The organism is Actinophytocola sp., from assembly GCF_049647105.1.
Classification (GTDB): Bacteria; Actinomycetota; Actinomycetes; order Mycobacteriales; family Pseudonocardiaceae; genus Actinophytocola.
The window spans coordinates 1-18,136 of the sequence record NZ_JBARWZ010000169.1; the positions used below are offsets into that span (position 1 = coordinate 1).

The 18,136-nt window shown below is 70.5% G+C and carries 20 protein-coding genes and 1 pseudogene; 3 read left to right on the top strand and 18 right to left on the bottom strand.

The features are described from left to right. The 12 genes and pseudogenes from WBA97_RS21180 to WBA97_RS21235 form a co-directional block, all read right to left on the bottom strand. Nucleotides 1-607: pseudogene (locus tag WBA97_RS21180) on the bottom strand (hypothetical protein); the annotation flags it as partial. Further along, nucleotides 604-1,008, bottom strand: coding sequence for a GPW/gp25 family protein (locus WBA97_RS21185; protein WP_424232617.1), 405 nt, complete (start codon nt 1,006-1,008; stop codon nt 604-606). The pseudogene WBA97_RS21180 and the gene WBA97_RS21185, both read right to left, overlap by 4 nt. Further along, nucleotides 1,005-1,643, bottom strand: a complete 639-nt coding sequence (locus tag WBA97_RS21190) for a phage baseplate assembly protein V (protein WP_424232618.1) — start codon at nt 1,641-1,643, stop codon at nt 1,005-1,007. Before WBA97_RS21190 ends, WBA97_RS21185 begins: the two co-directional genes overlap by 4 nt. A 115-nt stretch (nt 1,644-1,758) precedes the next feature. Continuing rightward, entirely contained in the window at nt 1,759-2,955 is a 1,197-nt protein-coding gene (locus WBA97_RS21195) for a phage late control D family protein (protein WP_424232619.1), read from the bottom strand. 10 nt (nt 2,956-2,965) lie between these two features. Further along, entirely contained in the window at nt 2,966-3,634 is a 669-nt protein-coding gene (locus tag WBA97_RS21200) for a CIS tube protein (RefSeq protein ID WP_424232620.1), read from the bottom strand. 46 nt (nt 3,635-3,680) lie between these two features. Next, nucleotides 3,681-3,869 (bottom strand): putative phage tail protein, encoded by a 189-nt coding sequence (locus WBA97_RS21205; protein WP_424232621.1) that lies wholly within the window; start codon nt 3,867-3,869, stop codon nt 3,681-3,683. An 8-nt stretch (nt 3,870-3,877) separates the two neighbouring features. Beyond that, nucleotides 3,878-4,378 carry a phage tail protein gene (locus tag WBA97_RS21210; RefSeq protein ID WP_424232622.1) on the bottom strand — a complete coding sequence of 167 codons (501 nt, stop codon included), beginning with the start codon at nt 4,376-4,378 and terminating at the stop codon, nt 3,878-3,880. 160 nt (nt 4,379-4,538) lie between these two features. Next, complete coding sequence (locus WBA97_RS21215; protein ID WP_424232623.1) at nt 4,539-6,005, bottom strand: phage tail sheath subtilisin-like domain-containing protein; 1,467 nt, start codon at nt 6,003-6,005, stop codon at nt 4,539-4,541. A 39-nt stretch (nt 6,006-6,044) separates the two neighbouring features. Then, nucleotides 6,045-6,503 (bottom strand): phage tail protein, encoded by a 459-nt coding sequence (locus WBA97_RS21220; protein WP_424232624.1) that lies wholly within the window; start codon nt 6,501-6,503, stop codon nt 6,045-6,047. Nucleotides 6,504-6,532: 29 nt separating this feature from the next. After that, the gene (locus tag WBA97_RS21225; RefSeq protein ID WP_424232625.1) at nt 6,533-8,800 is read right to left on the bottom strand and encodes a phage tail sheath family protein; all 2,268 of its coding nucleotides are present in this window, start codon (nt 8,798-8,800) and stop codon (nt 6,533-6,535) included. Between the two features lie 19 nt (nt 8,801-8,819). Beyond that, a complete protein-coding gene (locus tag WBA97_RS21230; protein WP_424232626.1) occupies nt 8,820-9,542 on the bottom strand; it encodes a carboxypeptidase regulatory-like domain-containing protein in 723 nt (240 codons plus the stop codon). Next, nucleotides 9,539-10,114, bottom strand: a complete 576-nt coding sequence (locus WBA97_RS21235) for a DUF4255 domain-containing protein (RefSeq protein ID WP_424232627.1) — start codon at nt 10,112-10,114, stop codon at nt 9,539-9,541. The genes WBA97_RS21230 and WBA97_RS21235 overlap by 4 nt, the downstream gene beginning before the upstream one ends. 183 nt (nt 10,115-10,297) lie before the next feature. Between WBA97_RS21235 and WBA97_RS21240 the strand changes: the two genes are divergently transcribed. Both WBA97_RS21240 and WBA97_RS21245 read left to right on the top strand, forming a co-directional pair. Then, nucleotides 10,298-10,525: a hypothetical protein gene (locus WBA97_RS21240; protein WP_424232628.1), complete on the top strand. Its 228-nt coding sequence runs from the start codon at nt 10,298-10,300 to the stop codon at nt 10,523-10,525. 105 nt (nt 10,526-10,630) lie between these two features. Then, on the top strand, nt 10,631-11,353 hold the full coding sequence (locus tag WBA97_RS21245; protein ID WP_424232629.1) for an AfsR/SARP family transcriptional regulator: 723 nt from the start codon (nt 10,631-10,633) through the stop codon (nt 11,351-11,353). Nucleotides 11,354-11,397: 44 nt separating this feature from the next. Here the strand turns inward: WBA97_RS21245 and WBA97_RS21250 are convergent, their stop codons facing one another. Together WBA97_RS21250 and WBA97_RS21255 are read right to left on the bottom strand one after the other, a co-directional pair. Continuing rightward, entirely contained in the window at nt 11,398-12,153 is a 756-nt protein-coding gene (locus tag WBA97_RS21250) for an SGNH/GDSL hydrolase family protein (protein ID WP_424232630.1), read from the bottom strand. Then, on the bottom strand, nt 12,153-13,349 hold the full coding sequence (locus WBA97_RS21255; RefSeq protein ID WP_424232631.1) for an amidohydrolase family protein: 1,197 nt from the start codon (nt 13,347-13,349) through the stop codon (nt 12,153-12,155). Before WBA97_RS21255 ends, WBA97_RS21250 begins: the two co-directional genes overlap by 1 nt. Nucleotides 13,350-13,501: 152 nt before the next feature. Between WBA97_RS21255 and WBA97_RS21260 the strand changes: the two genes are divergently transcribed. Continuing rightward, on the top strand, nt 13,502-14,197 hold the full coding sequence (locus WBA97_RS21260; RefSeq protein ID WP_424232636.1) for a lysophospholipid acyltransferase family protein: 696 nt from the start codon (nt 13,502-13,504) through the stop codon (nt 14,195-14,197). Nucleotides 14,198-14,216: 19 nt separating this feature from the next. On the opposite strand, the gene WBA97_RS21265 is transcribed toward WBA97_RS21260, so the two are convergent. The 4 genes from WBA97_RS21265 to WBA97_RS21280 form a co-directional block, all read right to left on the bottom strand. After that, nucleotides 14,217-14,873: a GntR family transcriptional regulator gene (locus WBA97_RS21265; RefSeq protein ID WP_424232632.1), complete on the bottom strand. Its 657-nt coding sequence runs from the start codon at nt 14,871-14,873 to the stop codon at nt 14,217-14,219. After that, nucleotides 14,870-15,871 (bottom strand): proline racemase family protein, encoded by a 1,002-nt coding sequence (locus WBA97_RS21270; protein WP_424232633.1) that lies wholly within the window; start codon nt 15,869-15,871, stop codon nt 14,870-14,872. Before WBA97_RS21270 ends, WBA97_RS21265 begins: the two co-directional genes overlap by 4 nt. After that, complete coding sequence (locus tag WBA97_RS21275) at nt 15,871-16,785, bottom strand: dihydrodipicolinate synthase family protein (protein WP_424232634.1); 915 nt, start codon at nt 16,783-16,785, stop codon at nt 15,871-15,873. Before WBA97_RS21275 ends, WBA97_RS21270 begins: the two co-directional genes overlap by 1 nt. A 73-nt stretch (nt 16,786-16,858) precedes the next feature. Then, a partial coding sequence (locus WBA97_RS21280; protein WP_424232635.1) for an FAD-dependent oxidoreductase occupies nt 16,859-18,136 on the bottom strand: 1,278 nt, incomplete at its 5' end.

The window sequence follows — 18,136 nt, forward strand, 5'->3', positions numbered from 1 at the left end:
GCACGCGGTCGACCGCGTGCGGCGACCAGGACGGCGCCGCCGGACTGTCCACTTCGAACAGAAGCGAGAGCGGGCCGGGTGCCGGGTGCGTGCCGGTCAGCGGCAGCGTGAACCGGGCCGACGCGGCGGCGCCGCCGGTGCCGAGCAGCGGCACACCGCGGCGGGCCAGCAGGTCTTCTGTGCGGTCGCGATCGGTCAGCACCGTCACGTCCTCGCCGCTGACCGGGAACACGGCGACCTCGTCGATCGTGAAGATGATGCGCCCGGCCGGATCACGGGACATCCGCGTTTCGGCGGGCACGAGGGGGACATCGATGTCCTGCCAGCGGGCCGTCAGCTGGAGCACGGTCGTGGCCGGCCGCGCCGGGCTCGGCAGGGCGAGGCCAAGCAGCCGCAGGATCGCGACGATCAGCTCGTCCGGCACCTGGTCCAGCCAGTAGAGGCGCTGTTCCAGGAGGTAGGCGAACAGTTCGAGCAGCGTGACACCGGGGTCCACGGGCGCGTGCAGCGTCCACGCGCCGTCCGACTCGGCCGGGATGCGGCGGCGGATGGCCGTCATCATGTCGGCCCAGGTGAGATCGTCCAGCTTCGGCGCGGGCAGGGTCATGGCGTGCTCCCGGTGAGACCGACATAGAACGGGAACACGAGGTTCTGCTTGGTGTTGGTGCGCCGGATGCGGTACTCGACCGACACGGTGATCCTGGACTCGTCGGCCGGGTCGGCCTCGGCGCGAACACTGTCGAGCTCCACCCTGGGCTCGTAGGTGCGGACCGAAGCCGCGATCGACTGCTCCAGCTCGCGCAGGTTCTGCACGCTGCCGGGGGCGAACACGGACTCCTGTGCTCGGGTGCCGAAGTCGGGGCGCATCACGCGCTCGCCGGTGGCGGTGAGCAGCAACGCACGCAGACAGTGCTCGATGCTCTGCTCACCGACGGCGTAGGAGAGCCGCCCGGCTTCGTCGGGCAGGATCGGAAACCGCCAGCCAGTACCGAGGAACGGCTCGCTCATTGGACCGTCACCTTCGACGAAAGGACACCGCCGGGCAGCGGCAACGTTGGCGCGGAACTGGGTCCCTGCGGTGTCGGGTGGATGTGGGCGTCGAACGCGGCCTTCAGTGCGTCGCCGAGCACGGCCTTCTGGGTGGCGCCGCCGCCGAGGTCGATGCTGTCCGCCTCGATGGTCACCTTCTTGGCCGACAGCTTGATCTCGCCGGTCGCGGTCACCGTGACGGTCCCGCCCTCTGCGGTGGTGATCCGGATTTCCTTGTTGCCGTCGTCGAGCAGGACCTCGTGGCCTGCCTTGGTACGGATCAGCTTCTGGTCCCGGCCGTCGGTGCGGGCGGTCGGCGGCTTGTCGACGCCGTTGTACAACCCGCCGAGCACGATCGGGAACCTCATGTCGCCGTGCACGAACGCGACGAGCACCTCGTCGTCCTTCTCGGGCACGAACACCGAGCCGTACCCGCCACCCGCGTAGAGCTGGCTCACCCGGCACCACTCGGTGATGGTGGCGCCGCCGTCGAACCACGGGAACTTCACCTTCACGCGACCCTCGTCGTCGCCGTCGTTCTCCACGACGATCGCCTCGACTACGCCGAAGTAGCGACGATCGGTGCTGCGCGAGCGAGGCACGGTCCGGGTCATGACGCCCCCTCGTCCGCTCCGTGGCACCGGAACGCTCCGCAGGCTCCGCTATACCGGCACCCTCCGCGGTCGAGGCGCCGTCCTGGGTATCGATGATTCGCTCCGCAAGCTCCGCTCATGGCGCGTCTCCCTGGAAGATCCGGCGGCCGGTGAAGGTGGTGAAGAACCCGCTCGTGCCCAGCGTGTGCTCGACCCGTTTGACGAAGTAGGTGCCGGAGAACCGTTGCCCGAGGCCGAAGATCTCCAGGTTGTCGCCGGGCCGCAGCTCCGGCAGGCCCGCCACCCGGCCGGTCGCGGTGATGAACTCGTAGGCCCGTTCCCGTAGCAGGCTGACCGCGAGTTCGCGGGCCTCGTCCTCGCTGGTGACCGGCGCGTCGACGACCACTTCCTGCCTGCCACCCGCCGCGCTGTCGGCCGCCTGCGGCCCGCTTTCGCCAGCGGCCGAGTTCTGGCCTGCCGGCAGGTCGTTGACGGACGCCTCGACCGCGATCTGTTGTTTGGTGCGGGGATCCCAGCCGCGCACGGTGAGCTTGCTGACCTGCTTGGAGATCGTGAGCGTCGGGGTGAAGTCGAGCAGGTTCGGCACGAGGCCCGCCGGCAGCGCGGTCGGGCCGGTGGAGAGGCCCGGTTGGTAGGCGAGGCGGAACAGCCGGATGGGTCTGCCGTCGCGGCCGTCGGTGGGCCTGATGAAGTAGAGGATCTCCTCGCCGGTGGCGGGGTCGGGCAGGATGAAGCAGTCGAAGTCGACCCGCTTCGCCCGCTCCATCAGGAACTCGGCGTCGGACTGGTTCTTCTGCACCACCCGGTCGTGGACCGGACCCTCCTGGGTGGTCACGATCCGCAGCTTGTTGCGCTGGGCGACGGTCTCGGCGATCTGCCAGTCGGCCTGGTTGCGGTAGATCTTGTCGACCGACGCGTCCGGCTTGTTCTCCTTGAGCCGCACCATGCCGTCCACCCCGCTGACCGACACGGTCGGCGACGCGCCGTCCGGGAACTTCGGCGCGAGGGTGCTGATGGTGCCGGTCGCGACGGTCATCAGCTTGTCCGCGTAGCCGAGCCGCACCGCGACGCGGGAACCGAGCTTGAACTCGCGCGAGTCGCTGTGCTTGAACCGCAGGTTGACGTCGTCCCAGTTGTTCAACTCGAGGTCGAAGCCGGACATCTCCTCGATATCGCGGTGCACCTTGATGTCGAGGATGTCGTTCTTGGTGGTCGGGTCCGCCTCGACGCCCTCGATGACCACCTCGAACTCGGGTGCGTACCGGTCGGGGTCGGCGATCTCGGGCGCGGTGGTGGCCGTCGGCACGGTCATGGCGCGCCCCTCACGTCAGCCGGGGCACGGTCAGCACCTGCCCCGGCCGCAGGTCGCGTGGATCGCCGATGCCGTTGGCACGCGCGAGGGATCGCCACTCGTCTGGCCGCCGGTAGACCGCGGCGGCGATGCTCGACAGGGTGTCGCCAGCGCGCACGACGTAGCTCTTCTCCACGGTCGGCGAGGAGCGTGGGTTGTCCGCGACCTGTTGTGCGGCGGGCCGGAACTCCTTGAGCGTGAGGTCGAGCTGCGCACGCAGCGGCACGCCGTCGTGGTGGAAGAGCACGTAGTTCACGTCCAGCTTCTCGACCACCCCGGTGAACACGGCCTCGTCCCAGACGAACTGGACGATCGGCGGCGCGTGTTCCCTGCTGTCCGGGCGCATCAGGTTGCGAATGGCGTCCACATAGGAGGTTCGTACGTTGTCGAGCGTGTCGGACGTGTCGACCAGCGCCTGCACGGTGAGCGTCTCGCTGCCACCGCGGACGTACTGCAGCGGCGGGGTCTCCAGGCCGGGGATGGTGATCTCGGCGAACGTGTTGCTCTTGCTGAGCTTGTAGTCGGTGGGGTTGAACCGCAGCGGGATGCGGCGCTGCCGCTCGTCGGCGATCACCGGGCGGATGATGTCCAGCCGGGCCCGCGCACCCTGGCTCGCGAACGAAACGGGTGAGATGGTCATGGCGACTCCCCCTCACAGGCTCCGGGGAGTCGCTGTGTCGCTCCGCTCACCAGCCCTCCTCCTGATCACCGAGCTTGCGTTCGGTGTCGCTGCGCTTGGCGCGTGCGCACTCCTGCTCGTACAACCGCGCCCACGCCTGGATGTGCTTGTTGAACAGGCGGGTGAACACGGCGCCGTCGTCACCGTCCACTTGGAACCGGACCTCGAGGTTGTGGATGACCAGGTTCTTCGGCACGCTCTCTCCTACAGGACGTTCGTCAGGCCCTCGTGGGCGATTTCGAGGGACTCGATGGCGACCGCGTTCTGCTCGCCGTGCAGGTCCGGGCCGCTCCACTTGGCGGCGAGCCCGCCGTGGAACGCCCACGCCATGGCGGGCAGGCCGTCGGCGCCGAGCAGGATCACCGCGCCGTCGCGGCGGGCGCCGAGCGAGTCGGCGAGGCCGGTCTGGTACCAGGTCCACAGCACGCGGTCGCGGACCACGCCGCGTTTCAACGTGATCCGGTTCCAGGTGTTGCGCAGCGGCAGCTGATGGACCGAGTCGTTGCGGCCACCCTCGGCGTAGCTGACCACCTCGAGCGTCCCGCCGAGCCCGGTCACCTCCTGGAACCCACCCGCCGCGACGAGCGGCAGCAGCAACGCCTGGGCGGGCGGCAGGTAGGCGTCACCTGGATCAAGGGTGACGACGAAGCGGTACTTCACGAGCGGCTCACCGAGCGCCCGCAGCACACTGGCAGGAGTAGTCATGAGACCTCCTCCTTCCTCGACCGGAAGGTCAGCTCAAGCCGAGGCCTTCTCAACCGCACCTCAGGGGAACGTGACGCAACCCAGCCACCAGCACGTGACCAAACGGAACCCTCCACTCCTCGACGCGACCAACACCTTGAATTCCGGGGAGGCGGACCAGTCATGACTCGATCACCTCCAGGCCGCGGTCCTGGCCGAGCACCAGGCGCAGCCGGATGAACTCCATGGGCACGGCGGGTGCGACGTCGATCTCGCACACCACCATCGCGGGGTCCTGCTCCGGCGGGTTGTTCTCCTCGTCGCACACCACGCGGAACGCCTGCTCGGGCCGGGCACCCGCGAGCGCGCCGGTCCGGAAGGTCTCGAGCAGCACCGAGGTGAGCGAGCGGACCAGCGTCAGGCGCAGCTCCGGTGAGTTCACGTCGAACACGAGCGGGCAGGCCACCCGCCGGATCGCCCGCACGAGCAGGTGCAGCAGGCGGCGGTGCGCGATGTACTGGCGGCGCGGGTCGGCGGACAACGTGCGCCCGCCCCACACCACGAGGCCGCGGCCGCGCATGCAGCGCACGAGGTCGACGTTCGCCTCGAACAGCCGGACCAGCTGCGGTTCCGGGTAGTCGGTGACGAGGTCGACGGCGTCGAGCACGGTGGCGTTGGCCGGGGTGTGGTGCGGGCCCCGTTCTGCGTCGAGCCTGGCGACGACACCGAGGACATGCCCGGAGGCAGGCACGTTCGCCAGCCCGGTGCCCACGAGCGCCGGGGCACGCAGCGGCGGGTGGTAGACGGCCGCGGCGGCGAGCAGCGCGTCGTCACCGGTGCCGGTCAGCGCCCCCGTCCACGTCAGCACGTCGTCCACTGTGGACACGTCGGGTGGCGCGTCGAGCACGACGAGCCGGTCGAGCAGCGGCTGCACGGTCCGCAGCAGCTCCAGCACCAGGTCGCTGTGGTCCGGGCCGGGCAGGTCGGCACCCAGGTCCGGCAGTGCCACGAGCGCGGGCTCCGGCAGGTCGGCCTGTGCCCGCACGGCGGTCGCGTACTCGTCGCGTCCCGGTTCGGCGTCAGTGCCACCGGTGAGCGTGAGGTCCCACGTGGTCGAGATGGCCCCGCCCAGGTCGGGCGGGCCGCCGTCCGGCACCAGCCGGACGAGCCGGGACGCGGTCAGCCGGTCGGTGACCTCCCCCGGCGGCAGGCCCGCGAAGATCTCCGTCCGCTCGCCGGGCACCCGCACCCGCACGGTGATCGTCGGCGGCCCGGCCACCGAACTGCCCTGGTAGCGGATGGAGACGCGACCGCCGTTCGCCCACGCGCCGGGGCTCGTGGCGACGACCCGCCAGCCGTCCGTCCACTCGGCACTCGCGGTGGCGGCGGGGCCGGAGACGCGCAGCACCCAGGCGGTGCGGCCGCCGTTCTCGAAGAAGCCGCGCAGCGCGTACGGCGTGGCCGCCGACCCGTCCGGTGGCCCGAACGCGTCGACGACGTCGTTCCAGCTCTCCACCCGGACCGGGGTGTCCACCGGTCCGCGTCTGGTCCGGCCGAGGAACGCCGCCACATCCGTGCGCAGCGGCTCGGCGTCCGAACCGCGGGGCACGAAGGTGAGGGAGACACCGGGAAACGCCGCGCTGGTCATGAATCCGTGCCGTATCGACGATGCGCTCCGCAAGCTCGCTCATGCATCGATCAGCAGGCTCTCGACCGCGATCACGAGCGTCTCCATGGCGATCTCGTTCTTGGTGGCGTTGAACGACGGGCCGGTGTACTTCGTCGGCCACGCGCGGTCGAAGTTCCAGCGCATGGTCTCCTGCCGGTTCTCGTCGAGCAGCACGATCGAGCCGGACGTGCGGCGCACGCGGCCGTCGAGCGCCTCCTTCACCCAGTTCCAGAACCCGACGTGCCCGGTCACGCCACGCTTGCAGGTGAGCGCGCTCGGGAACTTCTTCATGCCGGTGAGCTTGCGGACCGTGATGTCCTCGCTGCCGGTGCGGTACTCGATCACCGGCAGTTCCACGTCCAGCCCACTGACCTCCGTGAAGGACCCGCTCACCGCCACGCCGTCGTCGCTGACATTGGTCACGATGACGAGGAAGTTGTAGGCGGCGTACGGGTCGTCCCGTGTCACTGGTGGCATCTTCGTTGCCTCTCAATCATTTGGGCTACCTAGACGAGTTGTGTCCCTCGGGTCGTTTGCTGGATCCGGAAGATGACGAACTCGGCCGGGAAGACCGGCGCGACACCGATCACGCAGATGAGCCGCCCGTTCGCGATGTCGTCCTCGGTCATCGTGGAGCGGTCGCAGGTCACGAAGAACGCCTCGTCCGCCGTGGTGCCCGCGAGCGCGCCGGTGCGCCACACCGTGGTGAGGAAGTTCGACACCGTCTGGCGCACCAGCGCCCACAGCGACTCGTCGTTCGGCTCGAACACGACCCACTGGGTGCCCTCGTCGATCGACTCCTCCAGGAACAGGAACAGCCTGCGCACGTTGATGTACTTCCACGCGGAGTCCGACGACAGCGTCCGCGCGCCCCACACCCGCTGCCCGAGGCCGGGGAAGAACCGGATCGCGTTGATCCCCTTGGGGTTCAACAGGTCCTGGTGGCGCTTGGTGACGTCCTGCGCGATCCCGTCGGTGAGCCGGATGCCGCGGATGACCACGTTCGCGGGTGCCTTGTGCACCCCGCGCTCGTTGTCGACGCGGGCATAGATGCCGGCCAGGTGACCCGACGGTGGCACCTCGACGGCCGCGTTCGCCGACGGGTCGGTCGTGACCAGCCACGGGTAGTAGAGCGCCGCGTACTTGGTGTCGAAGGGTTCCCGGAAGGTCTGGATGCCCTCGATGTCGAGCCCGTCCTGCGGGTCGAGGATCGCGAACCGGTCCTTGAGCAGCTCGCAGTGCGTGATCAGCGCCGACTCGACCGTGCCGGACCACACGCCGGGCACCGCGCACACCGAGATCTCGTCGATGTCCTCCAGTGCCACGATGCCCGTGCGCTTGCCGCTGCCGCCGTCGGTGCCGACGAAGTCCGCCACCGAGAGGTCCTCATAGCCGTCGGTTCCCGCACCGCCCAGCCGCAACCACGATCCGGTCCCAGGAGTGGGGAAGTGCGCGGGGTCGGTGGAAATCTCCGGCAGCGCGGTCGCGCTCACGAGCCGCGACTGGGTCGTCAGCACGGCGGACACGCTCGCCGGATCGGTGTCGGAGGTCAGCCGGAGGTTGCGGAACGTCTCGGTCACCGAGGCGCCACCCGGTTCCGTGTACCGGGTGTCCACCACGGCCTCGACGAGGATGAGCCTGGCGGACTCGAACACCTCCCCCGGGGTGTTCGCGTCGAAGGTGACGAGGTCGCCCGCGATCGACACGACGCGCAGGGTGGTCAGTTCGTCGCCGGTGTCGAGTTGGGTGACCGCGTTCTCGTACAGCCTGCTCGCGCCGCCGATCCGCAGCGCCGTGCCCGCGCCGTCGTTCGCGAGCCGCACCCTGCGCACGCCGAGGCCGACCCGCCACGCGGGGTGGGTGGTGTTCGGCGGCAGTGTCAGCGTGACCAGGCCGTCGGTCACCTCGCCAACGGTGACCGGGAAGCGCCGGTTGTTGATGAGGATCCACACGCCGCCGGACGGTGGTGTGAAGTCGATTCCCGGCACGGCGTTGACGACGATCGTGTTGCTGTCGGCCGGTGACTCCTCGGCGAACTGGGTGACGAACAGCGGGCCCTGCGCGGGCTCGGGCAACACTGGGAGCGTGGCGCTCGCCGACGCCTGGATCCGCACCTCCACCCCGGCGCCCCACGACCCCGGACTGGACGCCGTGAACCGCAGGCTCCCGTCCGTGGAGCGGGCACCGACCTGTACGTAGTCGCCGCGCGCCGCCTTCACCGCGGCGGGGAGCGGCCGGTCGAGCTGGACCCGCCCGGTGGCGGCGGTGTAGGCGGTGATGGTCGCGGTGACGATCTGGACGTTGTCGCCGCCGCGGAAGACGGTGATCAGGTCGGTTCCGGTGAAGCCAAGGACGTGGCCAAGTTCCAGCGACGTGGCACCTGCGGCGGCGTCCCGCACGATGGCGCTCACCAGTCCCTGGCCGAAGTCGGCGGAGGCGGCGACCGCACCCGCGCTCGCGACCCGCTTCACGTAGAGGCGCTGGCCGCCGTTGTCGAAGAAACCCTTGACCGCCAACGGGAACAACCACCAGCGGCCGCCCTCCCCCGGGTCGTTCGCCCACGCGTCGCGGACGAGCTGGCCTGGTTCGGGAAGGAACCCGCCGAACGTGGTCTGGAACTCGAGGAAGTTCGTGACGAGCTTGGGTTTCCCGTCGGTCGGGCCGCGCTGGGTGACCCCGGCCATGCCCGCCGTGCTGGTGCTCACCCCCGCGATCGGCCGCGGCCCCGCGTCGATCTCCTCGACGTAGACGCCGGGGCTGAGATACTCGGGCATGGCTGGCTCCTAACTTCCACTACTCGGAGACGATCTCGATGACGTGCCCGCGGTCGCGGTCTCCAGGCAGCCGGATCGCCAGTGACCCGGTCCGGCCCGGCCGCTCGGTGGCCAGCAGGCGGAAGGTTTCGGTGTCGTCCGGTGGATCCGCCGGTTCGCCTTCCCACCGCAGGGCCAGCCGGAAGACGCCGAGGGCGTCGGTCAGGGTGCGTTCGCGCCACGGCACGCCGTCGACGCCGGTCGTGCCATCGGCCACCACCAGCGCGTTCGCCACGGGGGTCCGTGCCGCCGCGTCGACGACGACGCCGTACACGGTGCGCACGCCTGGCCCGTAAGGGAAAGCGGCACCCGGCAGCAGCCGCACCAGCCGCGGTTCGGCAGGCACGGCGGGCGGCTGGGTGTCGTCGTAGGGGTAGGTGAGGAACTCGACGCCCAGTGCGTCGGCCACGAACGGCTCGTCGTCGGCCGGGTACAGCGGCGCGTACCCCGCCGCACCGAACCGCGCCCGGAACCGGCCGGGGCCGGGACCGCCGCGCCTGCCAAGGCCAGGGAAGGTGATCGCGGCGCTGGGGGTGCGGACCGCCTGGGTGTCCTGCGGCAGCCACGTGTTCTCGCCGGTGTCGAAGCGATCCAGCGCCACAGTCACGCCCGCCGTCCTCTGGCGGCCGGTGAACTCGTCGAACGGCACGAACCAGGCCGGGCTGTACAGCACGGACCTCTCGATGCGGTAGAACCTCGTCATGGCAACGGCGTCCCGTCGATGGTGCGGCTGCTGACCAGCCGGAGTGCCGACACGTCGAGGGAGTCCAGGTTCACCACGCGGATCTCGTAGTTCAGCGACAGGCGGTAGGGCTTCTGGATCGCATACCAGACCCAGGATTTCTGGTCGAGCGTCAGCGGGGTCAGCGTGACGTGCAGGGTGTCCGTTGACGCGGCGAGGCTGCCGGTGAGCTCCTCGCCGTCGAGGATCGCGTCGTCGTAGAAGGCCTGCAGCGCACGGCCGATCATGCGGTGCTGGGTCAGCTGATCCCCGCCCCACGGGGTGATGAGATACCGCATCAGCAACGCCATCGGCGGTTTGCGCGTGGTGGGCGGGTCCGGCGGCAGGGAGCGGATCGGCGGCCGGTTGCGGGAGGCCGGGTCCTCCGCGATCTCGTACAAGAACACCGTCAGTTTCGGCACGTCCGTCTGCACGGGCTCGGAAAGGTCGTGCAGTACCGCGCGGAGTGGTTCGGTGCTCAGCCCCGCGAGGGCCCTGGTGAGCCGCTCCACCACGATGGTCGACACGTCGGCGACGACACCGAAGTCCCCCATGCGATTCCTCCTGTTCGCCACCTGGCCGAGCGGGCTCGGAAGGGGTGGCACCGGCAGGATCTCAGCAGCGCGTGTCAGGTCCGCGATCCAGCCGTCGCCTCCGCGTCACCACCGCGTTCCCTGCGCGGTGCGTTGACGCGCCGAAGACGCGGCGGTGACATCGCCGGTGCATCCTCACGTTTCGTGGAACCAGTGGATGCCCCGGAAGAAGACAGCGGCAGCATGGTCCTGCGTGCATGGCTGGAGGATGGCCGGCCGGATCGCCTGCGGGTAAGGATCTTCTCCGCCATCGGTGCACAGCAGGCGCCGCCATCGGCGGCGAGTTCGGCGAGCGCCGTGCACGCGGCCGTCGAGGACTGGCTGACACAACTGCGAAGCAGGCCCGATGACGTTCCGGTGACGCCACATTGACGCGTAGAGTCGATACTGCACGGTAACGATCCGTGAAACGCCGACGAATACCCTTACGGGAGGGCGTATCCCGATCTCTATCAGAGGCGTCGCCCTGGGGGACCGATGCGCAGTGACGTACAGCAGATCGTTTCATTGCGGCTGCTCAAGGGTTTTGCCCTCATCGTGGGAGAGAACCGGATCGCTCTCTCGTCGAGTGCCCAGCAGCTGCTCGCTTTCCTTGCGCTGCAGGACAGGCCGCGCACCCGAACCTATGTCGCGCGCACGCTGTGGCCGGAGGCCACGAACACCCGCGCGAACGCCAACCTCCGGTCGTCGCTGTGGCGCGCGCTGCGCACCGAACCGGGAATCATCAGCGCGTCCGCGCAGGAAATGGCGCTGGCGAAAGAAATTCACGTCGACATCCACGACGCGATCGGCCGCGCGCACCAGCTGCTCGACAAGTCGTCGGTGTGCGAGGACATCCTGAACCGGCAGACCCGCGACGACCTGTCCTCGGACCTGTTGCCGGAGTGGTCCGACAACGAGTGGGTGCTGCTGGAACAGGAGCAGTACCACCAGCTCCGGCTGTACGCGCTGGAGGCGATGGCGCGGCGCCTGACCACGGCGGGCCGCTACGGCGAGGCGGTGGCGGCGGGTCTTGCCGCCGTACAGGCCGAGCCGCTGCGGGAAAGTGCCCACCGCGCGCTGATCTACGCCCACCTGGCGGCGGGCAACCGCGCGGAGGCCCAGCACCAGTACGACCAGTGTCGGCGCGTCCTCCTCGACGAGCTGGGCCTGGAACCACCGGACGCACTGCGGGACCTGCTGGCGCAGAGCACCCGGTGACCTGGGCACCAGAAACCGTTGTCCGAAAACGGGCTCCGGTCAGGTCAGACCATTGCCTCGACGGGTATCCAGGCCGGGTGCTTGCCTGCGCGCTCGTCGCCGGACGAGCGGCCCCGCACCCTGCGGTTGAGCCACGGGAGCACGTGCTCGCGGTAGTAGCGGGCCTCCGCGAGCACCCTCCTGCGGCCTGGTGGCGGCGGCGCGACGACGTGCGCGGTCACGGGATGGCCGAGGGCGGCGAGCACCCGGGACGCCACCCGGCGGTGCCCGTCGCCGTTGAGGTGCAGGCGGTCCGCCGACCAGTAGCCGGGTGCGCGGATCTCCCTGTCGTTGAACATGTCGACGAACACGAGGTCGTGGCGGGCGGCCAGCTCGGTGACGGCCACGGTCAGTTCCTTGCCCCGGCGGTGGATCATGCGACCGAACGGCAGCCGGTCCGACGGGTCGGCGCCGCTCAGCAACACGAGGCCGACACCGGCGTCGGCGCAGCGGCGGATCGCGTGCTCGGTGAGCCGCACCAGCCGGGCCAGGTCCACGCCGGGGCGCATCATGTCGTTGCCGCCGCCGTTGAAGGTGAGCAGCGTCGGCGCGGGCGACAGCGCGAGCGCCGCGTCGAGCTGGGTGGTGGCGATGGGTTCGAGCAGCCTGCCTCGGACGGCGAGGTTGGCGTACCGCACGGTCTCGCCGGTCGCGCTCGCGAGCCCCGAGGCCACCAGATCGGCCCAGCCCCGCGACGAACCGTCGGCCAGCTCGTCGCCGACACCCTCCGTGAAGCTGTCGCCGATGGCCACGTACCGCATCAGGCCGCCTCCCCGATCGGGACGCCGGCCTGGATGACCGTGCGGTGTTCCGGTGATCCCCACAGCACCGACGGGTCGGTGAACGGGTCGCCGTCGACGATCAGCAGGTCGGCCGGGCAGCCGACCTTGACCCGGCCGAGGTCGGGGCGGCCGAGCAGGTCGGCGTTGACCGATGTGGCGGAGCGCAGCGTGTTCAGTACGCCGTCCACCTCGGCCTGCAGCCGCAGGCCCTGGAGCTGTTCGTCCTCGAGCGCGCCCATCAGGTCGGTGCCGAAGCCGATGGCGACGCCAGCGGTACGGGCCAGTTCGATGGCCTTGGCCCCCTCGGTGAGGACCTCGCGGTTCTTCTCCAGCCCGACGGGGGCGAGCCCGACGTCGGCGCCGCGCCGGGACATCGCGTCGTAGGTGGCGAGGGTCGGCACGAGGAACGCGCCGTGCTCGGCCATCAGGGCTGCGGTCGGCGCGTCCATCAGGTTGCCGTGCTCGATCGAGCGCACCCCGTTCTCGACGGAGTGGCGGATCGCCTCGGGTGAGTAGGCGTGCGCGGCAACGTAGCTGCCGCGCCTGCGTGCCTCGTCGGTGGCGGCGCGGATCTCCTCGGCCGAGTACTGCGGCACCCGGATGGGGTCGGCGAGGGACATCACGCCGCCGGAGGTCATCATCTTGATCGCGTGGGCGCCGCGCCGGAACCGGTCACGCACCGCCGCACGCACCGCGTCGACGCCGTCGACGACCTCGGAGGTGTGGGCATGGCAGCCGCACACGTCGCTGTCGACGCCACGCGGGTCGCCGTGGCCGCCGGTCTGGCTGAGCGCGGCGCCGGTGTAGAGGTAGCGCGGGGCGCGGATGGTGCCCTCGGCGATGGCCCGCGCGAGGCCGGGGTCACCGCCCGCCACGTCACGCACGGTGGTGAACCCGCGTTCGAGTGCCGCCGTCAGCCGTCGCGCGCCGGTCAGCGCGAGGTAGCTGAGCGGGCTGGCCTCGATCGAGAGCATGTCGAGGGAGATCCCGTACGCGTGGCAGTGCGCGTCGATCAGTCCGGGTAGGACGGTTCCACCCCTTGCGTCGATGACCCGGTCGGCGTCGGCGCGCCCGCCGATGGCCGCGACGCGGCCCTCCTCGACGAGGACCGGCCCGTCGACGGGCTCCGCCGACTCGCCGTCGAACACCGCCGCGTTGATGATCGCGAGACTCACCCACTGCTCCCTTCCGCCGTGACGTTGAGCACCGTACCCAGCCGAAACCGGAACTGGGCGGGTGCCTCGATCGTTCTTCCCAAAACGGGCACTGTCGAAATGGGGTACGAGTGGAGCTTGTCTACCCGCCGGTGATCGCCGCCTGCAAAACCATGTTCCGGGTGCTGGACATGAAGCTGGAGGTGCGGGGCGCCGAGTACATCCCGGCATCCGGCGGGGCCGTGCTCGCCTGCACGCACGTCAGCTACCTTGACTTCATCTTCTGCGGGCTGGCCGGGCTGCCGTCGGGGCGCAAGACCCGGTTCATGGCCAAGGAGCAGATCTTCACCAACCGGATCGCGGGCCCGCTGATGCGTGGCATGCGCCACATCCCGGTCGATCGCTCGGCGGGCCTTGCCTCGTACCGGGAAGCGGTGGCCAAGCTCGGCGACGGCGAGGTCGTCGGCGTGTTCCCCGAGGCGACGATCAGCAGGTCGTTCACGGTGAAGCCGATCAAGTCGGGTGCGATCCGCATGGCGATGGAGGCGGGCGTGCCGGTGATCCCGATGACGGTGTGGGGCAGCCAGCGCCTGTGGACCAAGGGCAGGCCGAAGGACCTCACGCAGCGTCACGTGCCGATCCTGATCCGGGCCGGCGAGCCGTTCCAGCCGAAACCGGACGACGACCTGGACGCTCTCACCGCCGACCTGCGGTCCAGGATGAGCGCGCTGCTGGAACAGGCCCAGGCCGACTACCCGGTGAAGCCGGAGCCGGGCTCCGAGCCGTTCTGGCTACCCGCCCACCTCGGCGGCACCGCACCGACACCGGAAGCGGCGGCCGCACTCGACTCGCGCCCACGGGTGGACTGACACACCGGCACCAGGACCGTCACTCCGCCCAGATGCCGCGGACGTGGCGGATGTGGCGGTCCATGAGGCGTTCCGCGCCATCGGCGTCGCCAGCGGCGATCAGGTCGAGCAGCTCGGCATGCTCATGCGCGGACGGCACCAGCTCGCCCCGGTCCGCGAGGCGACGCAGGCCGTAGATCCGCGACCGGGCCCGCAACGACCGCACCGTCTCCACCAGATGCGCGTTGCCCGCGAGCCCGAGCAGCCTGAGATGGAACTCCATGTCGGCGGTGACGTGCCTGATGAGGTCCCCGGCCTCGGCGGCTTCCTCGATCGTCGACGCCAGGGGCCGCAGCGAGGCCAGCACCGCGGGGGCCACCCCGGCCGCGGTGATCCGCCGCACCGTCGGCACCTCGATCAGGGCACGCAGCTCACTCAGGTCGTCGAGGTCCTTCTCGGACACCGACGTGACCCGGAACCCCTTGTTGCGCACGGAGTCCACGAGTCCCTCACCGGCCAGGTCGAGCATGGCCTCCCGGACCGGGGTCGCCGAGACGCCGAACTGCGCGGCCAGGCTGGGCGCGGAGTACACGACCCCCGGCCGCAGCTCGCCGGAGATCACGGCGGCGCGCAGGGTCTGGGTGATCTCCTCACGCAGGTTCCTGCGGGCGCCGAGCGCGGCGAACGAGTCGGTCACAGCTGGAACCCCCTCGGGAACGGGTCGTCCGGGTCGAGGAAGTACTGGGCGGTGCCGGTCACCCAGGCACGGCCGGTGATCGTGGGCACGACCGACGGCACGCCGCCGACCGTGGTCTCCGCCACGAGCCTGCCGGTGAAGTGGGTGCCGATGAACGACTCGTTGCGGAAGTCGGTGTCAAGCGGCAGTTCGCCGCGGGCGTGCAGCTGCGCCATCCTGGCGCTGGTCCCGGTGCCGCACGGGGAACGGTCGAACCAGCCGGGATGGATGGCCATGGCGTGCCGGGAGTGGCGTGCCGTCGACCCTGGTGCGGCGAGGTAGACGTGGTGGCAGCCCGCGATGCCGGGGTTCTCCGGGTGCACGGGCCGGTCCTGGTCGTTGATGGCATCCATGATGGACAGTCCGGCGTCGAGGATGCGTTGTTTCTCCGCCCGGTCGAACGGCAGCCCGAGCTGGTCGAGACCGAGGATGGCGTAGAAGTTGCCGCCGAACGCCATGTCGTAGCGGACCGCGCCGAAGCAGGGCACCTCCACGGTGCGGTCCAGCCCGGCCGAGAACGACGGCACGTTGCGGATGGTGACCGACCGCGCCACGCCGTCGGTCACCGCGACGTCGGCGGCGACGAGACCGGCCGGGGTGTCGAGCCGGATCGTGGTGACCGGTTCGGTGACCTCGACCATACCGGTCTCCACGAGCACGGTGGCCACGCCGATGGTGCCGTGCCCGCACATCGGCAGGCAGCCGGACACCTCGATGAACACCACGCCCCAGTCGGCGTCGTCGCGGGTGGGTGGCTGGAGGATCGCGCCGCTCATCGCGGAGTGGCCGCGCGGCTCGTACATCAGCAGCTGCCGGAGGTGGTCGAGGTTGTCCACGAAGTACTGGCGGCGCGCGAACATCGTGTCGCCGGGAATGGCACCGACACCGCCGGTGATCACCCGGGTCGGCATCCCCTCGGTGTGGGAGTCGACGGCGTGGAAGACACGCTTGGCACGCATCAGGACAGACCTTCTGTGCTGGGTTGCTCGCTCCGCTCCTCCGCTAACACGCGTTCGGTGGCCTGCCGCACGGCGGCCTCGTGTTCCGGGGTGAGCGGCACCCTTGGCTGACGGCACGGCCCGCCGTACCGCCCCGCGATGTCCATGCTCAGCTTGATGGCCTGCACGAACTCGACCCGGGAGTCCCACCGCAGCAACGGATGCAGCACCCGGTACAGCGGCAGCGCCGTCGCGAGGTCACCGGCGGAGGCCGCCCGCCAGAACTCCACAGTGGACTTCGGCAACGCGTTGGGGAACCCGGCGATCCAGCCGGGCGAGCCCGCGATCGCGAGTTCGAGCGCCACATCGTCGGCACCACACAGCACCTCGAGCCCGGGCGCCAGCTCGGCGATGCGGTAGGGCCGCCGCACGTCGCCGGTGAACTCCTTGACGGCGACGATCAACCCCTCCTGGTACAGCTCCGCGAGCAGTTCGGGAACGAGGTCCACCTTGGTGTCGATGGGGTTGTTGTAGGCGACGATGGGCAAACCGGCCTTGGCGACCTCGCGGTAGTGCGCGAGCACGGCACGTTCGTCGGCGCGGTAGGCGTTGGGCGGCAACAACATCACGGCTGGGCAGCCCGCCTCGGCCGCCTGCTCGGCCCACCGCCGCGCCTCGGCCGCGCCGTAGGCGGCGACGCCGGGCATCACGGTGAACCCGTCGGGCGCGGCGTCGACCGCTGTGCGCACCACGCGGGCCCGCTCCTCGACGGTCAGCGTCGGGTACTCCCCCAGCGACCCGTTCGGCGTGACGCCGTGGCACCCGTTTTCCGCCAGCCACGCGACATGCGTGCCGAACCGCTCGAAGTCGATCTCCCCTCGGTCGGTCATCGGCAACGCGGTCGCCACCAGAACGCCGTGCCAGGGCTTGTTCATGATCGCCTCTCGCAGGCCCCGAGCGACCGCTCGCGGTCGCCCTGTGTTTGATGATTCGCTCCGCAAGCTCCGCTCATGACTCCACACCTTCCGCCAGTCCTGCCAGGGTCACCGGTTGCGCGATGGGCCGTGCCGCCATGCCACGCAGGTCGGTCTCGGTCACGGTTCTGCCGAGGGCGTTCGCGACCAGGCACGCGGTCGGGTAGCCGCACACGCGTCCCTGGCACAGGCCCATGCCCGGCCTGGCAAGCAGCTTGGCACCGCGGGCGTCGGTGGCGCCGAGGTCCACGACGGAGCGCAGGACCGCCCGCACCGCGACCTCCTCGCAGCGGCAGACCAGCGTGTCGTCGGTGAGCCAGTCCTGCCAGCCGTCGCCGATGCGGTAGGTGTCGTGCATGGCGGCCGCGAACGCCCGCAGTGCGGAGCGCTTCCTCGGGAGCCGCCGGTCCGGTGCCGCCCCGGCGGCATGTGTCCCGGCGATCGAGCCCTCCACGACGGACAGTTCGGCACCACCGACCCCGCACACCTCGCCGGCCAGGTAGACACCGGGGACCGAGCCGCGCTGCCACTCGTCGGCGGCGGCCACGAGGTTGCCGTCGGTGTCGACGCGGGTGTCGCAGCCGAGTTGCAGCGGCAGCTCCAACTGTGGGGTGAACCCGTAGCCGACCGCGACCGCGTCGCACGCGATCTCGCGTTCGGCGACCGGCCGCCAGTCCCGGTCGAGCCTCGCGACGGTGACCGCGCGCACCCGGTCGTCACCATGCGCGGCGACGACCGTCGCCCGGGTGTGGAACGGAACCCGGTACTTCCGGAGCACCCGGAGGTACCGAGCACCCTCGACGAGCTTGCCGGGGTTGCGGCCGAGCGCACCCGGGTGGCGGGCGAAGCCGAGTGGCGAACCTGCCTCGAACACGCCGACCACCCTGGCCCCGGCGACGGCGAGCCCGGCGGCGACCGGCAGCAGGAACGGCCCGGTGCCCGCGACGGCGACCCGGTCGCCGACCAGGACGCCGTGACCCTTGAGCAGGGCCTGCGCACCGCCCGCGGTGAACACACCGACCCGGGTCCAGCCGGGGAACGGAAGCTGGCGGTCGTGTGCGCCGGTCGCGATGACCACGGTGCGGGACCGGACCTCGCCCTCGGTGGTGTGGGTGGTGAACCCGTCGGCGGTGGGCTCGACGTGCCAGACCGCGTGGCCGGGCCGGAGGTCATGGCGCAGGTGGGCCGGTACCGGGGAGTGCCCTTCGCGGTGCCGCCAGTACTGCCCGCCGACCCGGGTGCCGGAGTCGAGAAGAACGACCCGCGCCCCGGCGCGGCGGGCGGCGGTGGCGGCGGCGAGCCCGGCCGGGCC